The following is an 18,647-nucleotide window of genomic DNA, read 5'->3' as shown; positions in this document are numbered from 1 at the left end:
CCTCTGGCCCAATCGGTTCATCGAGGCCAACCTCATACAGCCGACAGGACGAGAAAGAGCCGCGAAGAGCAGATGGAATGGGCTGCAAATAGAACGGAATGCCAGCCGGATTTGTCTTGCAAAGACAGTAGATGAATCCGACGATGGTGAGGTTCCGCATCGTGGCTAGCCAGGAGTCAAAGCGGCAGCCAAGGAAAGAAACTATGCAGCAACTGCAGCTTTTCCGCCAGCACTGGTTGTTGCTTTGCTCTGGAAAGAGCACCCTGCAACATAATCCAGGCACAGCTAAGGAAAAAACCAACCAGCCCCATCCCCACAACAATCAAGGTGCGGTGAGGTCCAGACTTCTGATCGGGGGGGACGGCTCGATCCACTACTTGAATGATGGGAGCAGATTTTGCTTCATCGATCCGTGCAGCTTCGTATTGGCGTGAAAGCAGATCGAAGAGGGTCTCGTGATACTTCACCTCACGGAACTTTCTCGCGTACTCCAAACCACCCACCGGTACTTGGCTGGTCGAAATCTCGGTGTCCCCAATCGCAGTATTCTTCTGATTTTCTTCCTGTGCCGCTAGCTGCGTTCGTAGAGTCTGCAATTCGTGAGCAATGCGCGTGACGTCCGGGTTGTTCTCTGCGGCATAGGTGCGAAGGCCCTGCAACTCAACCTCGTGAGCGGAGATCTCTGCGCGAATCTGCGCAACATTACGCACCGCAAGTTCCGTCTGTCCAGCGATGGTGAGGATGCCGGTCTTTTGCTGAGTCTTTTTCAGATCCTCTTCGGCTGCACTCAGCGCTGCTTTTTCCTCATCCAGTTGTTTTTCGAAAAAAAGTCGCCGTTGAGCCGCCTCCGTGATCGCAAGAGAGGAATTGACATCGTAAAGCGCGTCCACATAAAAATTCGTCACGTCGCTCGCAAACTGCGGATCATGGTCTTTGAACGAAAGCCTGATCATGCCGTCTTTTGACGACTCAAACTGCGCTGTTTCAGCCAGTGTCAGACGAGTTGGTGTCATATTTTTCAGCTTCCACCGCTGTTGCAGGTGGAAATGATCGATGACCCGATCGCTGACAGTCCGCCCCTGAAGGATGCCAATATACATGTCTGCAGGGTTCTTCAAGAGGCCACCAGAACCGCCCAACCCCGATAGAGATCCAAGCTGACCCAACATCGACGAAAGCGAGGATTGGGGCGTTTGGGGGGGCAAGATTGTGGCGCTAGCTGTATAAATTGGCTTCATGAAAAGCGTAAATACAACAGCGATGGCCATCGCGCCCGCAGTGACTACGGCGATTAAGCGCTTCCGGGCTGCAAGAAGCAAAAAAAGATCAAGTGTCGGTGTCTTTGAGGCAACCTCAGGATCCTCGATTATGCTTCGCTCTCCCATTATTTTGTCGTCCGCTGCAACCCCGACTTCATTCCTCATCCGCTTATTACCCTAATCTACCATCGTCTGAGGCGAAGCCTTTACGGCTATGAAAAGCCCTACGCGACAGGCCAGAGATACTTCTCTCACCTTGGCACTTCCTGAAAGCATCAGTACTTGCTGAAGAACAACGAGGAAGTGTGTACGTGAGGCTGACGCTGTGCTTGCAGCGTCTGATGGAACCTGCGGTGATTGACTGTCAGAGTCCACAGGTGTTCAATGAAGGAAGTTTCAAGGATCCTTCAGAAGCCCATGTTGAATCGCGAAGAGTACGCTTCCCTTATTCTTGCCCGGCTCCAGGAAGAATTTCCACGTTTACGTGAAGACTTCCCAAAGCATGTTGTCCAGAGCTGCTACATCGATAATCTGTTGCCGACAGAATTGGCATTGGAAATTGTTCAGGCATTTCCTGACAAGAGCACTATGACGTTGAAGAAGAGCATGCGCGAAAACAAATACGTCGCTGCTCAGATGGACCGCTATGCTCCTGTGCTGGAAGAGATTATCTATGCCTTTCAGGATCCTCGCATCGTACAAATCGTTACAGAGATAACCGGTATTCAGGGTATGGTTCCTGATGACCGCCTGTACGCGGGTGGCATCAGCCTTATGGCGCATGGTAACTTTCTCAATCCTCACTTAGATAATTCCCACGATAAGGATCGTGAGCGCTATCGAGTTCTAAACCTCCTCTATTACGTGACCCCCGATTGGAGTCATGAGCAAGGCGGCAACCTGGAGTTGTGGGACGACGGTCCCAAAGGGAGTCCTCGCGAGATCACGAGCCACTTCAATCGGCTAGCCCTTATGGCCACGCACGAGAAGAGTTGGCATTCTGTCAGCGAGGTAACTGTGGATCGGTCTCGTTGCTGCGTTTCAAATTACTATTTTTCGGATCAGCCGCTCGAGAATCACGAGTACTTCCATGTGACTTCGTTTCGCGGTCGTCCAGAGCAGCCTGTCCGCGATCTTCTTTTGCAAGGCGACATCGCGTTGCGACAGGGATTACGCAAGGTCTTTAAGAAGGGTGTCGTTGAAAATAAGCATGTCTACAACAAGACCGACGCAGACAAGGCCGACGGTGAGGAGCAGAAGCTGATTTGATCTGCGTGGAGTGTCCAAGTGAAACACGCCTAAATACCTCTCTATTTCTGCCTTCGGCCATACCTATGGAGGGACGAAGGCAGAATGGCTTGGCTCTATGAGAGTTTTGATCGATGCGACAGGTCTTACGAAGAGGAAGGCAGGAGTCGGCGTTTATGGCAAAGAGCTGATTGACGGCCTCGTTGCGAGCAACCTGGTGCAACTATATCTGGTTGTGCAAGATGACGATCCCGATCTCGCTTATTATCCCGCTGCTGTAACCGTGTTGAGGATGCCCTCTCGCTTTCTGCGAAAAGTTCCTTTACGTATTATCTTCGAACAAACTGTACTGCCTTTTTTGATCCGTAAATACCGGGTTGACGTAGTGCATTCTCTGCATTACTCATTCCCGATTTTTCGGTTCGGTGCTAAGTCTGCGGTCACAATCCACGACATGACTTCGTTATCTATGCCAGAGGTACATATTGGCATCAAATTGAGGTACTACAGATTTTTCATTCGCCGAGCACAAAAATGGAGCGATGGCCTCATTTTTGTGTCGCGTTCTGCGCAAGAAGATTTTGTCTCCCATTTAGGGCCTCCTCGGGGGCTTTCGACAGTTGTTTATCACGGTAAAAGTCCGGCTTTTCATCCCCTGATTGATAGAACACAAATTGAACCTTTATGCGTCAAGTATGGGCTGCCAGAGCGCTACATTTTATACGTTGGAACAGTTGAGCCTCGTAAGAACCTCGAAAGGCTCGTTGAAGCCTTCGCGAGTCTAGCTTCCGCATTGCCAACAACATCACTGGTAATTGCCGGCATGATGGGTTGGAAGCAGGAACACCTCACTGACCTCGTTCATGCTTTTGGCCTGGAAGATCGGGTGATATTTACGGGGTATGTCGCAGAAGAGGAGAAGCCAGTTCTAATCGCCGGATCCGACCTATTTGTGTATCCATCACTTTATGAAGGTTTTGGCTTGCCTGTGCTCGAGGCTTTAGCGTGTGGGGTGCCAACGATTACGAGTGATGTATCTTCCTTGCCAGAAGTTGCAGGAGATGCTGCGTTGTTAATTGATCCGAAGGACACGCGAGCGATCACGAAAGCCATCGAGGCCGTGATGGGAGATCCTGTGCTAGCGGCGGGGCTCAGGGAGAAAGGGCCGGAACAGGCAGCGAAGTTCACGTGGGAGCGTGCTGCAACTCAGACAGCTGCTGTTTACAGTGCGCTGTACTCAAGGTGAGGTAAGCGATCTATTGGCATTGTTCGCTGGTCATTGCTTAGGGGGTAACAGTGACTGACCTATCTGCGCTAGGTTCGAAAGGTGACGGCGAATGCGATTGGTCCTGCGGGTCAGTAGGCGTCGACGTAATTCCTCCAAAGTCACACGCTGAAACATGACCTGTTCGCCAGAGAGGATTCCTTTGCAATAGCGTCCGACTAGGCGTACTAGTCGCTCCATTCGGCCGAGCATTCCCATGTGGCTATCCCAGAACTCGCATTCATCTTCGAGCATCCGTCGATAGCGTTCCGGCGACATTCTGTTTTCACGGTCCAGGATGGAAAGCTCATGCGGCACCACGACATGAGCCGCTACTGCAATCCGTTTCCCCGCTTCGTTCAGTTGTTGATAGAGCCGGGTATCGCTGTTATGTAGCGGAAAACTTTCATCATATCCGCCCAGTTCACGGAGAGCGCTCACGCGAAGGAGCGACGCGGAATTCAGCGCCGATGCATGAGGCCCGACAAGGCCCGACTTGTTCGTGGAATACACAATTGGGAGGAATCCACCGACATAACGAAACGGAGAGATAACGCGCTGACCGTCGACGATGCGGGGGACAATCGCGGCGACGGTTGAGTCGCCCTGATACGTTCTGGCGGCTCCTAACATGTCTCTCAGAAACGTGCCTGGAAGCGATGTGTCCTGATCCAATGTGAGCAACCATCCGAAGCCGCCCAACTCTGCCTGTAGCAACGCATCGTTGTAAGGGCGCGCCAAACCGGGATTACCTTCGTATGCTGTGTATCGGACCAAGTTTGGCAGCTGTTTGATTTGCTGGCCATTTGGAGTGTTGTCAGCGACTATCACTGAGACCGGCGGAGAGCCTGCGGGCAGGTTCGCTATCGAGGCCATTAGAGTGATCATGCTCAGACAATCCGCGGGCTGTGTCTTGTAGACCACAACAACCGCAAGGATACCGTTGCAAGAAAGCGGTGGTGTTGTCATTGTGCGGGCTGCATATGTTGAGAGATTGATCCTGCTCGTGCATGCGACAAAGCTTTGAAATCAGAAAGAGCTGAGCATAGAGCTAACTATTGATAAGCCTAGCTTGAGAAATAGTTAGCTCTATCTCCTCCATGCGATACATCAGAACTATTTAATGACATTGATCGCGGCGACTGCAAGTCCGAACGAACTCAGTATCTGAGCGTAGTCAAGCAAACGTTTGGTCACACTGGGAGAGATCGGTTTTTCTGGAATCACGACGGTGTCACCCGGGTAAATAAAGCTTGAGTCAAAGTGATTCGACCACACACCTTTAGCTTTCTCCCGGCTATAGATAGAACCATCTGCGCGAACGATGAACGCGTGATCTTTATCGGCGATACGAGTCGGCCGTCCAGCCAGAGAAAGATAGTCAGATAGATGTCGTTGCGAGTTATATAGAAACACGTTCTGCCCGTACACTGCGCCGATCACACTCACTGTGCTTGGGCGCGTCGGCACGCGGAACACATCGCCGTTTTCCAAAGGAATATGCGGTAACGCATCAACCCCTACGCTGTCTGGAGAGAATTCAAAAACAATTCGCCCCGTCGCGCGTAGTTCGCGAAGTTGGGCAACTAGGTTGCGCTCCAGCACTAAAGCATTAGGGTCAGAGACCCCAGTTGACGTGGAAGCCCCCCGAACTGCAGTCTGCCGATCCATGTCAGCGGAAAGCCGCGTGATGTACTCATCTAGGCGTTGTTGCTGAAATACACGAGTGCTTTCCCGTTGAAAGCTCGATCCATACAAATAAGCGCTTGAGGTGAAACCGCCGGCACGCTTCACTAACTGATCTAGCGTTTCTCCAGGTTGTACGCTGTACACACCCGCTCCCGAGAACTCTCCCTCCAAACGTACAAATTTGGTCTGCTCTGCCTGGGGCACAAGGATATCCCGCTGGTTCAAAATTGTAATTACATCACCAGGTTGCAGTTCCAAATTTTGAGTTGGATCATGGTCTTGTACCAACCGTCCGAGATTGAAAGGTACCAAAACTGTTTTTAGCGTCGCAGGATCTAGTCTCTCCACGACCGCATACGACCAATCAATCTCAGGGGCAGGTATTCGAATAATGTTTGTGGTGAGCGTAGCAGTGACGGGCTGCTGTGTCTTCTGCTGTTGTTGTTGCTGCTGCCCTAACAGAAGCTGCTGCTGCTGCAACTGTTGAGGCTGTTGGACACTGCCATCTAGTTGCTGCTGCTGCTGGTTTGGCTGACCAAGTTGTCCAAATAAAGAAGTCCCCAAATTCGTCTTGCTGGAGGCTGCCTCAGCTGTGGCATTGCGATCCATCTGGGTCGCAGATTGTGACACCACGCCGCTGGCTGCCACCGTAGCCTGTTCCTGATCTTCCCCGAAAGCGCTGGGGGGAAGAACTGAAGTTAGAGCGTTCCGGGCGGAATTTGCTTGACCGTTAGGCGAGCGCTCTATGCCAGCCCGCATCATTGCAGAATCGGTGGATGCTCCCTGAGATGGAGGTGAATTGAATTCATTCGGCTCAAATAGGGGAGTGGGCACCCCCATTCGGTTGCGTTCGCGCCAGTAGTCGCCTGTAAGCAACGCTTCGCGATCCGGGAGCACGTCACTCAGCCTCATCCCCGGCTTCCATGCGAAGCGCCCAGGATTTGCCAGATTGCCACGGATTGTCACAGTTTTCTCAAATCCCGATGCAATGTGATTGGCGTAGAGAATGTCCCCGTCATGGAGTGGCATCATTTTGCCAGTGGTGTCCAATGCCACGGTCACGGCATGCCGTTGCAAGTTCGCATCGATGCGTTCCAAACGGATTTGTCCCGGGTTGGCAGTAGGACCTAACCCACCCGCAACCGTTAGCAGATCGCCAAGCGTATTAGCTCCTTGTCCGGCAATATCTTCCTTGAGTTCGTAGACGGCTGGGTGCCTCACGCTACCAGCTAACGCTACCTGCGGACCCACTGCGGGAATGAAAAGCGTGTCACCGGTTTCAAGGCGTATGTCGTGGCTCTTGTCTCCCGAAAGGATGAGATCGTATAGATCCAGTGTCGTGATCGTCTTATCGCCGCGGCGGACCTGAATGCGCCGCATGGACCCCTGCACGTTGGGGCCGCCCGAAGCAAACAGAGCATTCAACACAGTTGACAAGCCGCTAATGGTATATGCACCGGGTCGGCGTGCCTCGCCCACCACATAGATCTGTATCGAACGAAGTCGTCCGAGACTTACAGAGAGTTGATAATTACGGAAATAGTGATCAATCTCTCGCGCGATTTGAGTCTGTAATTCGTTAGCCCGGAGCCCCGCTACTTGGATCGCTCCCACCCGGGGGACGTAGATTTTTCCGGATGCATCTACGGTAAGTTGGCTATTACTGCTGATTTGTTCAGCCCCGGAGATTCGAACCAAGACATCATCGCCCGGTCCGATGACGTAGTCTGCCGCTACGGGAATCTGGTCAGCAGGCGCAAATGTTGACGGCGGTTCCTGAAATAAATCTCGACCAAACACCGGTAGAGCTTGTCCAGTTGAGGATCGGGCCAGCTTCTGGAGGTCTGTGGTCGGATCCGGCGGGAAGCGCACTCGGTTGCGCTCATCGGACGCTGTGTCCCGCTGTGTACTCATTCCGGCCGAATCTATATACACCTGTGTGTTGTCACTTGGACGGGACACAGTGCGGGGGGAGGTTTGAGTAGATTGCTGAGGGTTGGATAGGGGCTGCTGAGAGTCTTGAGTTGTCTGTGTTTGACACGGTGTCGCGGAACCCAAAAACGAGCTGCTGCAATCCTGAGCCTGTAGTTGAGGCCAAACCGATACAGCTAATGCCGTGAACAGGAGGGGTCGTAATAACGACCTTCGCTGACGAATGAAGAAAGAAATTCGATCACGACGGCCAGAAGGTTCCAAGTGCTGCTGCCCCATTTCCACACATATCGCTTAATGTTACTGATGCTCCTTAAAAGCATCTTGCCTCAGAGTATAACTCCCTCACAGTAGGGCGTCGGTATATCTCATCTAACGCCATGCACGATCTAGTCGTCGTGAAGTCTTGTGGCCCTTAAACTCTGGGTCGCTTGCCAGCATTCGCAAACGGATTCGCTAATAGCAACGAACAGGACCTTATTGAATTTCAGGGGAGCTAGCTTATCAGAGGCAGATGCGACTGACTCTCGGGCTTGGTCGATAGTCAGTGAAACTTGCCGCATAACCACGATCCCACTAGATGGAGGGGAGTATCGCCAAGCTATCGTTGGGCAGGGGATTTTGGTGGACCTGATCGGGATCGAACCGATGACCTCTTCCATGCCATGGAAGCGCGCTCCCAGCTGCGCCACAGGCCCACTGTTCTCTCAGAATACCCGGTTTAGTGGATTACGTAAACCCGCATAGGGTTCGAGTTTCGTGTTGAAGCCAATGGGCCGGTTGCGATCGTCAACCGGCCCATTTCGCTTTTAGCGCCAGTAGCCGTTGCGATAGTAGTAGCCGCGGGGGCCGTGTACCCAAGAGCCTGCGATCCACACTCCGCCCGGACGTGGCGGAGCAACATAGGCGCCAGGTACCCACACGTAGCGACGACCGTCCCAGCGGTGGTAGCCAGCCTGCCAGGCCCAGCCGGGGCGCGGCGGTGGGGGACGACGTTCATAGATCGGACGTGGCGGTCCTACGCGGACATAGACCTGGGCTCCGGCCAATGATGGTGCAAATGCAGTACCAATCAGTGCTGCTGCAAGACCGACTTTCAAGCTGGTGTTCATCGAACTTCCTCCTGCACGGCGTTCTTGCTGCCGTGTCGCTTGGTTGTTCGGATAGACACGACCTATGTCCGGTAGGTTGCTGTGATTTCTGATGAAAATTATTCCCTCGGCTGGAGAAAATCTTCCGCAAAAACCGTAGCGAGTGGGAACAAAGCCAACCGCCCCCGGTGTCTATACCTGCAGAGTGAGCGAGAGCACTCTTTCATCCGCCGGCGGATGAGCCGTTTTTCTCCACCCGGGATTAGGCCATTGCAAGGAAATGCATTAGAGCCGTACCTTAAAAGGAGCAGTACAGATGAACGGGGCAGCGGTGATGGATCCGGTTACCGGCACGATCGGTGGATTTTCCAAGGCGGGTGGCATAACTGCCGCGCGTCCGGAACTGCCTGTGGAAGAAGTGGCTCTGGTGGCCGCTTTGCAGGCGGGTTCTGAGGACGCCTTCCGTCAGCTCATTTCACAGTTCAGCGGCCCCTTATATTCGCTGTTGTTGCGTTCGCTGGCAGACCCGGCAGATGCTGCGGATGTCACGCAAGACGTGTTCATCAAAATCTTCCGTTCTATTGGAAGCTTCCATGGCGACAGCAGTCTGCGCACGTGGATCTATCGCATCGCCATGCATGAGGCGTCGAACAGCCGTCGTTGGTGGGTGCGGCACAAGAAGCCGGAAGTCACCATTGACAGCGATAGCAGCGAAGAAGATGGCGAACTGAATTTCTCGCTTCGCGACACACTTGCGGACCATCGTGAATCGCCGTTTGAAAGCGCGCGTCAATCGCAGCTTCGGACGGTGGTGGAAGGTGCGTTGCGCGAAGTGCCGGAGAGTTTTCGTACGGTCGTTATTCTGCGTGAGATCGAAGGCATGGCCTACGACGAGATTGCAGAGATTTTGAATATCCATATCGGGACGGTGAAGAGCAGACTGATGCGTGGTCGCGCAGCTCTGCGAACCAGCCTGGGCGCACGTCTTCCCGAATTTGCACAAGTCGCGCCCAAAAAGATGCCGCAGGCCGCAGCGAAAGCCTCCTCTGCGACATCCAAGGAGGCACGATGAGTTTTTCGTCCAAAGATCTGGAGCACCTGTTGGATCGTCTGCATGAAGACGAAACACAGCAGGAGGAACTTGGTTTTGAGCGTTCGCTAACGGATAACGCGTTGCGCACGCTTGCTCCGGCTCAGCCGCCGCGCGATCTTTCGTTGCGTATCCGCGTTGCACTTTCTAAGGAGCGAGTACGCGCGCAGCACAACTGGCTTCATCGCATGAAGGAGCGGGTGGAGTTGTTCGTGGAGAACACGCTGCGTCCCATGGCCGTTCAGGCTGGTGTTGCAACTGTGGCGCTAGTGGCTATTACGGGTGGCGCCCTGATGCTGAGCGCCCCGCAGCAGGCAGTGGAAGCGAACGACGAACCTCTGGCCGGTTTCTCCGCGCCACGCTATCTCTATTCTCCTGCGGGAGAGAATCCTTTGGCCAGCGTGAATGAAGCGCCGCTTATCGTGAAGGCAATGGTCGATTCCACGGGTCGTGTGTATGACTACCAGGTGCTTTCCGGCGCGTTGGATTCACATGCTTTAGAGTCGTTGCGCCAGCGTATGCTCACCGGCATTTTCCAGCCTGCGCGTGTCTTTGACCATCCGGTTCGGGGCAGCGTTCTGCTCACCTTTGGCGACGTTGTGGTGCGTGGCTAACCACTGCGCAGGTTTGACCACCCCTCGCCAGCAGCCTAGACTCAGCCTCTGGTACACCTTTCGCTGAGGTCCGTCGAACATCCGTGCGACTTTTTTCCCGTTCCGTCCTTTCTCTCGCAGCACTCCTGGTGCTGTTGCCCGCGCATGCGCAGCGATCTTCCTCGTCTTCCTCTTCCACCGGTGAACAGGTGGAAGAGCAGCCGTCTTCCACAGTGATCCCGCGCCGCGGTGTGGAGCAGGCTGGCTCCGCTGTTTCATTGGAAACCAGCGAAACCATGTTCACCATGGCGGCTGCGCTGAACTCCTGTGGCTATGACAACGGACTTGAAAGCTCCTTGCCGGTACGGGCGGCGGTTCGTGCTGAAGTGAGTGCTGCGCTGGATCGTTCGGTTGATGTTCGCGAGAGTCAGATTGCGCTCTGCAAATACATCGGAAGCCATTCGCAGGGCGGCGCGCAGAACCTGGCGCAATACGTGTCGCTGACGTTGTTCCTGTCGCCTCCACCGGATCTCACATTGTCAGTAAGCGAAGGCGATCTCTCGCCGGACGCGGGACAGGTCGTCGGCGTGTTGCCTCTGCTTAAGGACTTTGCGCAAAAGGCGGACTTGCACCTCATCTTCGTGCGTCATCATGCGGAGTACGAGGCAGCAACAGCGCAGGTGCATGACAGCATGACGCGTCTTCTGCTGGAGACGAATTCCTATCTTCACCAGCCGGTCAGCATCTATGACGGGCGTCGGTTTCTCGTTTTGCTAGAGCCCATGCTCAGTCCACAGGCGGTCAATGCCCGTGTGTATGGCTCTGACTATTTCATCGTGACGTCGCCGACGCCTATCGACCAGAACACGGCTACCAAGTCGTCGTATGGTTCACGTCTAACTATCGGATCGCATGCGGGTGGATTGCAGATGGAACAGGTGAAGCATATCTATCTGCTCTACCAGGTTGATCCGCTTATCTATGCGCGTGCGCAGGCCACCAATCGTCTGCTGCCTATCTTGAAGGTCATTCAGGATGCGCCCATCGACTTCAATTACAAGAACGACATCGTTGCATTCACTACCGAGTGTCTTGTGAAGGCGATCGAAGCACGCACGATGGACGTGGGCTTCGATAAGCCTCGCAAGCCGGGAACGGTAAAAGCACGCGTTGATATTGGTGATTACAACCAGGCATTGATCGACTACGACCGTCGAGCCGAAGCCGTGCGTCGTAAGCAAGTCGTACTTGATATGGAGTCGGGGTGGGTTCTTACAGGCTCGTTCTATGACTCGTTGATGAAGGAAGACAAAGACGGCATCACGCTGAAGGACAGTATCGCTGAGATGGTCTACGGCATGGATGTGCCGCATGAAGTGGATGCAGCGAAGAAGATTCCGTTCTTCGCGCCGGACAGTAACAACCTTGTTGCAGGCGCAGGTGTGACACGCGCACGTGCTCCGAAGCGCACACTCTCCGTGATGGATCAGGCCGAGCTGAAGCTACAGAAGGGTGACAAGTTGGGCGCGGAGGAGATTGCGGAGAAACAGCTTGCGGTCAATCCTTCCGATACAGAAGCGCAGTACATGATGGCGCGCCTGAAGCTGCTTGGTGGCGAACCGCAGGAAGCGTTCGACCGCTTCCAGAAGATTACGACGACTGGCAAAGACCCCCGCATGGTCGCGTGGTCACACGTCTATCTGGGGCGCTTATATGACACCCAGCAGAACCCTGATCGCTCGAAGGCTGTTGCCGAATACAAGGCAGCGATGAATACGCCTGGAGCGCAGGCGGATGTGCGTGCAGCGGCCGAACAGGGAATCAAGCAGCCGTTCGCTGCTCCCAAACGCACCGTCCAGAACAGCGACCAGCGGCCTGATGCGGATGATGAAGAGCTTGATCCCACAGGTAAGAAACAGAAGGAAAGCTACCGCCCCAGCGAAGAGCGAACACCTCAACCGCGTTAATCCAGAGGCAGAGAGATGAAGTTAGGTAACCTACTTACCGAATCGCGCAATCCCGCGTCGGAAAACATCGACATCGTCTCAACCGAAGAGATGCTTGCCATCATGAATCACGAAGACGCGACTGTGATTCAACGCGTCAACGAAGTGTTGCCGCAGATTGCAAAAGCAGTCGACGCGATCTACAAGCGTGTTTCCGAAGGCGGCCGTCTTTTTTATATGGGGGCCGGCACCAGTGGGCGGTTGGGAGTGCTGGATGCCAGCGAGTGTCCTCCGACGTATGGTGTGCCGCGTGACATGGTGGTGGGGATCATTGCAGGTGGTGAGCCTGCACTGCGCGTTAGCCAGGAGGGTGCTGAAGACAGCCGCGAGCAGGGTAGTGCCGACCTGCTGCTGAACGGGTTCAACCAGTCTCCAGGGCTGGATGTGTTGGTGGGCATTGCTGCGAGTGGTCGTACTCCGTATGTGTTGGGTGCCATGGAGACGGCGCGTAATCATGGCTGCCTGACGATTGGTCTGTCATGCGTGCCGGGATCGCCTGTTGAGCAGGCGGCGGACATCGCCATCTCGCCCGCGACCGGGGCAGAAGTGGTGACTGGTTCCACACGTATGAAGGCGGGCACAGCGACCAAGCTGGTGCTGAACATGCTCTCTACCGGCCTGATGATCAAGCTGGGCTACGTCTACGGCAACCTGATGACGAATGTGCAGACCACCAACATCAAGCTGGTGGATCGCGCAGAACGCATCATCTCCGCAGCGACCGGCATTCCTCAGGAGCAGGCGGCGACGTTGCTGCAGCAGGCGGGAAGTGTGCGCGTGGCCATCGTGATGCAGAAGCGCGGCATCGCTCGCGCAGCCGCTGAAGCAGCTCTTGAGGCTTCCGGACAGAGCATTCGCCGGGCCCTGCAGTAGTCAAATCGCCAGAAACCTCTAAAACTCCAGTAAACTGGAGGGATGCAGCACGACGCTCCCTCCACCCACCCCAAAGCGCACCTTGGCTTCCTCGGCCTCTGCTGCGGCGTGGGTGTGTCAACTATCTACCTCTGCCAACCTCTGTTGCCTGAAATGGGCGCTACGTTTGGTGCCGATGCTGCGGCGGCGGGGCAGGTGGGCGTGGCTACGCAGGTGGGGTATGCCATTGGCATGCTCACGGTGACGCCGCTGGGCGACATCCGCGAGCGTCGCGGGATGATCCAGCGCATGTTCGGCCTGGTTGCGGTGGCTCTGCTGTTGCAGGCCTGCGCGCCGTCATTGCCGTTGCTACTGCTGTTGAGCGCCACATCAGGCTTCATGGCCTGCGTGACGCATCTGGTTCTACCGATTGCGCCGGATCTCGCCGCTCCTGAGGAGCGTGGCAAGGCGATTGGCGCGGTGATGACCGGCTTGCTGAGTGGTGTTCTGCTGGGTCGTACCTTTGCTGGTTGGCTGTCTGAGGGCGCGGCGCACCTGACACACCGTGTGGCAAGCTGGCGCGTGGTGTTTGCCGTGGCTGCGCTGGTGTCGGCGGCGCTGGTACCGCTGGTTGGCCGCATGATGCCGGAGCTGCCACCGAAGAGCACCTTGACCTATCCGCAGGCGATGCGGTCGCTATGGGAGCTGCTGCGTGAGGAGCCGTTGCTCCGTGAGAGTTGCTGGATGGGCGCGCTTTGCTTTGGCGCATTTTCGGCCTTCTGGAACACGTTTGCGTTCGTCATGGAATCGCATGGATTGGGCGCGGCTGTGACCGGGAGCTTTGGGTTGGTGGCTACAGCAGGGGCGTTGGGGGCTACCGTGTGGGGCCGGATGGCGGACCGCAAGGGGCCGCGGCATGTGCTGTCCATTGGCGTGGCGCTGATGGCTGCGGCCTACCTGAGCATGTACCTGGTGGAGCGTTACGCCGTCCGTGCGCAGGCTGCGGGACATCTGCATGTGATCCTCTACCTGCTGTCGCTGGGCTTTGCCGTCATCTGGATGGATGTTGGCATGCAGGGCATGCAGATTGGCAATCAGGCCCGCAACTTCGCCCTGCGACCCGAGGCAAGAGCGCGGCTGAACACCATCTACATGACCGCGTACTTCATCGGTGGTTCCATCGCGTCGGCCTTCTCGCCGGTGCTGTGGCAGCACTTTGGCGCTGCTGGCATCACCACGCTGGAGTTTGTGGTGATTGCACTGGCGGTTCTGCGACACGTTACGGGGAAACCGATTGTGGCCAGCTCAGAGACTGCGCCTTACACAGTCGCCGAATAACGCCACGCGGCATCTCCTGCGCGCCGGATGGCCTCTTACCCGTCTGGACAGGAGGGCATCACGATGAGCTTCTCTGGCAGACTTGCACTTCCCCTTATGGCGGTGGCGCTGATGGCGCCCGTTGCCATGCATGCGCAGAGTTCCGGCTCGAGTACTTCGGGCTCCACCAACGCTGGATCGACCGCGTCTGGTACGGGCAGTTCGACGACGGCTCCGCAACCGAAGCAGACCGGAAAGAGTTCTGGAACGGCCACACCCAACAGCACCAATAGTTCCGGAACAACAACACCGAATAGCACTCCGCGCAGCGACAGCAGTATGCAGACGCCGGATGTGCCGTCCACAGCAAAGCCGGGAACCGATCCCGTCGACCCGAATTCCAGTCCGGAGCCTCCGGTTCCGACCACCTCTGGACCGCCGCCCGCACCCACAACTCCACCGACAAATCAGCCTCAGCCACAGCCGCAGAGGTAAAGGAAAAGGGATCGCTTCTGGCGATCCCTTCCTTGTACGCAATCTGTGGTGAACCAGGCAGGACTCGAACCTGCGACCCTCTGCTTAGAAGGCAGATGCTCTATCCAGCTGAGCTACTGGTTCTTCCGGTTTTCAGCATATCGTGCGCTGAACGAGATGCGAACTTTTTCGGTTTGCATCGGGAGGTACCCCCCTCCCCCTGTTTTCCTAAAATCGTCTATTGATTGGGTTTACGGCGCTGGTGGCCGTAAAATCGTCTGCCCATTGGGGTTAGGGGCAAAATCGTCTTTCTAAAGGAGTTACTGGCAGCGCTCCCGAGTTGGTCACACGACGGGCTTGATTGCCTATTTCTATTTTAGAGAGTTCGAGGAAATACCATGCCAACTCTATTTCTTTTGGTTTGTTGGGGTTGTGCGGATGAGGGGCTTGACAGGATTTTGGTTTGTTGGGGATTTCAGTTCTTTGAAGTCGAGTAGGATGGGTCTGCATTTTGTTTTGCATCCCCTTTTCTGAAATCGCTTTGAAGGAAACGAGATCTATGAGCTTTCGTCGGCTTTCTTTCGCCTTGTTGTTCGCTATTGGTTTGATTGCTCCGGTTGCGTGGTCGCAGACTTTGATTCGCGTTTATGTGCAGGCGGGTAGCGGTGATTTTGCTGCGAATGGAGCGAGTGATTCCGCGTTGGATTTGCGGAAGGCGTTACTCGGTAAGTCGCAGAGTTTGACAGTCGTCGATTCTGCAGCCGATGCCGATGTCGTGGCTCGCGTGGATTCTCGCAACGTCCGTAAAGAGACGTCTGCAGTGAACACCTATTCGAATAAGAGCGACGATGGAAAGTCCACAACGAAAACGACCGTTCCGACTGTTCAGACGATCAATGAACTGCATGTGACGCTGCTGGTGGGGAATTCGGAGATTCCGATGCAGTCGGAGTCGTCTCTCTCGTGGAGGTTGGCTGCGAGCAATATGGCTTCGAGTATCGAGCACTGGACGAAGGAAAACTCTGCCAAGCTAATGGGACGTCGTGGTGCGGCTTCTGCTTCACAGGCACCGGCTGCCGTAGCTGCGCCGGGGCCTGTTGCGACGCAGGATGCATCCATTGCACCGGGTATGACCGAGGCGGATGTGTTGAAGGCAGTGGGCGCTCCGGATAAAAAGGTGAGCTTTGGTTCGAAGGCCCAGTGGAGTTATCGCGGGATGCAGGTGGTGTTTGAGGATGGCAAGGTTACGGACGTGAAGTTCTGAGTACTTCGTACCGTTCTCGACGCTACGCGTGGTCGCACTTCGTGCGATGGCAGATTTGTGGCAGGCAGGATAGAGCGGGCCTTTGGCCCTTGGGTTTTACGAGGCGGACCTACCTAGGCCTTCGGCCTAGGCTAATATCTGGTCGCGCCTTTGGCGCTTGGTTCGCCGGTACCTCGTGCATTCACTAAACATTTGGCACTTGAGCACAAAATCAGCAGGTCCTTCAGCTTTGCTTTCTGGACCTGCTGATTTTGTGCTTAGTTTTCGGTGGGTTTGGTGATGTTGTCGAAGACTAGGTTGGGTACGGGTTCGCGTACGGATTCGAGTTTGAGGCCGAGTTGTTCCTGTACGGCGGTGAGGATGTCCGGGAAGGTGTCGGGGTCGGTTGCGGACCAGGGGCGGCTGATCTGCAGGGTGTAGTTGTAATAGCCTGCGAGGCCGGTTTTATCCATGACAGGCGCTTCCATCATGGTGCTGAGCACGCTGGTGATGGCTTGCATGTTGGCGTTGGTGCCTACGAATTCCAATCCGTGACGTGAGGGATGCGCCTGCGTATCAACGGGCGGGATGCGGGGCTTTTCACCGTCGGCTGAGGGCGCTGGTGTCGGTATGGGAGACATCTTGAGGCCGCCTTTGGCGACGACGAGATGGAAGATGGCGCTGCTGCGCGTTTCCATGTGTGTCTTCAGGGCCATGCGGTCTGCCAGGAGCAGGCGGATGGCATTTCGCTTTTCCAGGCGCACTTCATTCACGGGGAGTTTGGCGAGGCGTGCGTCGGCAGCTTCGTCGGAGCGTGCGTGGATGTCGTAGAAGGTGTTGGCAATCCAGTCCGGTGCGTTGACGAAGGGAGCGTCGTAGCCGTAGGCGATCTGCAGCAGGGTGCGGACGGGGAGGTTGGTTGCGTCGAAGCGGCTGGAGTCGCGTGGGCTGGTGACGGAGACGCGGAAATTTGCTCCCGGCGGCGGAGCTACGCGGATGGTGGCGACATCGAAGGTGAGCGTTGGTTTGTAATCCGGCTCTTCCGTGATGGGTGTTTGCGCGAGGGCCGAGAGAGTGGAGACACAGGCGAGGAGTACGAAGAGTCGCTGAGCGAAGCGGAGCATGTGTTTGAAAACTCCTTGGTGAGGATGATACGGACAGGAGCGTGGAGTGGTTCCTATGGACGCATGAAAAGACGCGTGTACCTGTACGATTTCCCTCTTGCGTGACCGTCGTCACAGTGCTTTCATGTTTGGTCTGCGATAGTGATTTGCGTGGTTGCGCGAAGATCGAACAAAAGAACGCGGACCGATTTGGACGGAATTTACAAGCCGGATGCCTGTGCGAGAGGGTAGATATTGTGGTCTGGTGCGGAAGCGACGCATCGGGACACGACATGTAGTGCCGCAGTGGTTGGACCATTGGTTCGATTATCGAAGTCGATGAAAGAAAGTCGTTTCGGCGTAATGCGACGTACAGTTCAAGCGGTTTCTACGCTGCTATAGTTTTAGGTGGAATCACACTTAGACTCCACCTCGGCCGAAAGGTCGCAGTCGGATTAGAACGGGGAATGCCCTTTAAGGGTTTCCCTGGGTGTTTTGCAGGTTTCAATCTTTTCGAAGGGTAGTCCCCCCGCCTGACCTTCGGGATGGACAAGAGAGAGCAGGAAGCACTCACATGGCGCAAGTTTTTGACCGCAGTTCGAACGCTCTGGCCCGTGCAGCCCTTGTGCTGACCGGTCTGATCGTGGTCGCACTGGGCGTGGCACTGAACCAGTTGCAGCGCTCCCCGTGGGTTACCCGGCAAGGCCAGCGGGCTGACCAGCCGGTGCCGTTTTCGCATCGCCACCACGTACAGGGCGTTGGTCTCCAGTGCCAGTACTGTCATACGTCGGTGGAGAAATCGATGTATGCCGGCATCCCCCCGACCAAGACCTGCATGAACTGCCATGCGGAGATCTGGACGAACGCCGAGATGCTGGAGCCGGTTCGCAAGAGCTGGGCAACAGGCGAATCGATTCCGTGGATCCGCGTGCATGATCTGCCGGACTACGTGTACTTCAATCACGAAATCCACGTGAACAAGGGCATCGGCTGCGCAAGCTGCCACGGCCGCGTGGATGAAATGCCCATCATGTATGCCGAGAACTCGCTGCAGATGGAGTGGTGCTTGAACTGCCATCGCGATCCGGTGAAGAACCTTCGCCCGACGAGCGAGATCTACAACATGGCCTGGGCAGGCGCTTCTGGCGACAAGCCGGTTTGGTGCGCTGAGACGGGCAAGCTGGCTCCCACGTCGCAGGCTGTTACCTGCACGACGAAGGATCCGGGCCAAGGCAATCCGCAGCTCGCGTTCCTGCAGAAGGGCGCTTCGGATGGCCAGGATTCGGGTGGTGGCGTGAAGCTCCAGCCGCACGCTCTGAATGGCGCTGGCGAGACGATGTCGGATGTACCTCCGATGGCGATCCTGCCGTCCAGCTATCACAAGTTCACGTCGCAGCGAGAGCTGGGAACGTACCTGGCGGACAAGTACCGCATCCGCACACCGAATGAGCTGCAGAGCTGCGAGGTGTGCCACCGATGAGCAACC

At 55.6% G+C, this 18,647-nt stretch carries 15 protein-coding genes and 2 tRNA genes; 10 read left to right on the top strand and 7 right to left on the bottom strand.

Annotation, left to right across the window (positions count from 1 at the left end; all coding sequences use genetic code 11):
- Positions 1-176: 176 nt before the first annotated feature.
- Positions 177-1,424: a GumC family protein gene (locus BLT38_RS15140; RefSeq protein ID WP_083345931.1), complete on the bottom strand. Its 1,248-nt coding sequence runs from the start codon at positions 1,422-1,424 to the stop codon at positions 177-179.
- 252 nt (positions 1,425-1,676) lie between these two features.
- Between BLT38_RS15140 and BLT38_RS15135 the strand changes: the two genes are divergently transcribed.
- Together BLT38_RS15135 and BLT38_RS15130 are read left to right on the top strand one after the other, a co-directional pair.
- On the top strand, positions 1,677-2,528 hold the full coding sequence (locus BLT38_RS15135; protein WP_083347122.1) for a 2OG-Fe(II) oxygenase: 852 nt from the start codon (positions 1,677-1,679) through the stop codon (positions 2,526-2,528).
- Between the two features lie 97 nt (positions 2,529-2,625).
- Positions 2,626-3,753, top strand: coding sequence for a glycosyltransferase family 4 protein (locus BLT38_RS15130; protein ID WP_083345930.1), 1,128 nt, complete (start codon positions 2,626-2,628; stop codon positions 3,751-3,753).
- Positions 3,754-3,783: 30 nt separating this feature from the next.
- Here BLT38_RS15130 and BLT38_RS15125 read toward each other — a convergent pair whose 3' ends face one another.
- The 4 genes from BLT38_RS15125 to BLT38_RS15110 all read right to left on the bottom strand — a co-directional run bounded on the left by BLT38_RS15125 (position 3,784) and on the right by BLT38_RS15110 (position 8,504).
- Complete coding sequence (locus BLT38_RS15125) at positions 3,784-4,740, bottom strand: hypothetical protein (protein ID WP_083345929.1); 957 nt, start codon at positions 4,738-4,740, stop codon at positions 3,784-3,786.
- Between the two features lie 147 nt (positions 4,741-4,887).
- Positions 4,888-7,374: a polysaccharide biosynthesis/export family protein gene (locus tag BLT38_RS15120; protein ID WP_231966539.1), complete on the bottom strand. Its 2,487-nt coding sequence runs from the start codon at positions 7,372-7,374 to the stop codon at positions 4,888-4,890.
- A 640-nt stretch (positions 7,375-8,014) separates the two neighbouring features.
- A tRNA-Ala gene (locus tag BLT38_RS15115) sits at positions 8,015-8,090 on the bottom strand.
- A 111-nt stretch (positions 8,091-8,201) separates the two neighbouring features.
- Positions 8,202-8,504 (bottom strand): YXWGXW repeat-containing protein, encoded by a 303-nt coding sequence (locus BLT38_RS15110; RefSeq protein WP_083345927.1) that lies wholly within the window; start codon positions 8,502-8,504, stop codon positions 8,202-8,204.
- A 295-nt stretch (positions 8,505-8,799) separates the two neighbouring features.
- Here BLT38_RS15110 and BLT38_RS15105 point away from each other — a divergent pair, with 295 nt between their 5' ends.
- The 6 genes from BLT38_RS15105 to BLT38_RS15080 all read left to right on the top strand — a co-directional run bounded on the left by BLT38_RS15105 (position 8,800) and on the right by BLT38_RS15080 (position 14,836).
- Positions 8,800-9,555: a sigma-70 family RNA polymerase sigma factor gene (locus tag BLT38_RS15105; RefSeq protein WP_083345926.1), complete on the top strand. Its 756-nt coding sequence runs from the start codon at positions 8,800-8,802 to the stop codon at positions 9,553-9,555.
- The gene (locus tag BLT38_RS15100; RefSeq protein ID WP_083345925.1) at positions 9,552-10,187 is read left to right on the top strand and encodes a hypothetical protein; all 636 of its coding nucleotides are present in this window, start codon (positions 9,552-9,554) and stop codon (positions 10,185-10,187) included. The genes BLT38_RS15105 and BLT38_RS15100 overlap by 4 nt, the downstream gene beginning before the upstream one ends.
- A gap of 83 nt (positions 10,188-10,270) precedes the next feature.
- Positions 10,271-12,133: a tetratricopeptide repeat protein gene (locus BLT38_RS15095; protein WP_083345924.1), complete on the top strand. Its 1,863-nt coding sequence runs from the start codon at positions 10,271-10,273 to the stop codon at positions 12,131-12,133.
- Positions 12,134-12,148: 15 nt separating this feature from the next.
- A complete protein-coding gene (gene murQ / locus BLT38_RS15090; protein WP_083345923.1) occupies positions 12,149-13,045 on the top strand; it encodes an N-acetylmuramic acid 6-phosphate etherase in 897 nt (298 codons plus the stop codon).
- 42 nt (positions 13,046-13,087) lie between these two features.
- The gene (locus BLT38_RS15085) at positions 13,088-14,362 is read left to right on the top strand and encodes an MFS transporter (protein ID WP_083345922.1); all 1,275 of its coding nucleotides are present in this window, start codon (positions 13,088-13,090) and stop codon (positions 14,360-14,362) included.
- Positions 14,363-14,425: 63 nt separating this feature from the next.
- Positions 14,426-14,836, top strand: a complete 411-nt coding sequence (locus tag BLT38_RS15080; protein ID WP_083345921.1) for a hypothetical protein — start codon at positions 14,426-14,428, stop codon at positions 14,834-14,836.
- 46 nt (positions 14,837-14,882) lie between these two features.
- Here BLT38_RS15080 and BLT38_RS15075 read toward each other — a convergent pair.
- Positions 14,883-14,959 (bottom strand) — tRNA-Arg (locus BLT38_RS15075).
- A 415-nt stretch (positions 14,960-15,374) separates the two neighbouring features.
- On the opposite strand from BLT38_RS15075, the gene BLT38_RS15070 reads away from it, so the two are divergent.
- A complete protein-coding gene (locus tag BLT38_RS15070) occupies positions 15,375-16,079 on the top strand; it encodes a hypothetical protein (protein ID WP_083345920.1) in 705 nt (234 codons plus the stop codon).
- 257 nt (positions 16,080-16,336) lie between these two features.
- On the opposite strand, the gene BLT38_RS15065 is transcribed toward BLT38_RS15070, so the two are convergent.
- On the bottom strand, positions 16,337-17,182 hold the full coding sequence (locus BLT38_RS15065; protein ID WP_083345919.1) for a TIGR03435 family protein: 846 nt from the start codon (positions 17,180-17,182) through the stop codon (positions 16,337-16,339).
- 553 nt (positions 17,183-17,735) lie between these two features.
- On the opposite strand from BLT38_RS15065, the gene BLT38_RS15060 reads away from it, so the two are divergent.
- Positions 17,736-18,641, top strand: a complete 906-nt coding sequence (locus tag BLT38_RS15060; protein WP_083345918.1) for a cytochrome c3 family protein — start codon at positions 17,736-17,738, stop codon at positions 18,639-18,641.
- Positions 18,642-18,647 lie beyond the last annotated feature (6 nt).

It is taken from the genome of Terriglobus roseus (genome assembly GCF_900102185.1).
In the GTDB taxonomy this organism is placed as follows: Bacteria; Acidobacteriota; Terriglobia; order Terriglobales; family Acidobacteriaceae; genus Terriglobus; species Terriglobus roseus_A.
Note: the sequence above shows the minus strand (reverse complement) of the source record. Positions and strands in the feature narration are given on the sequence as shown.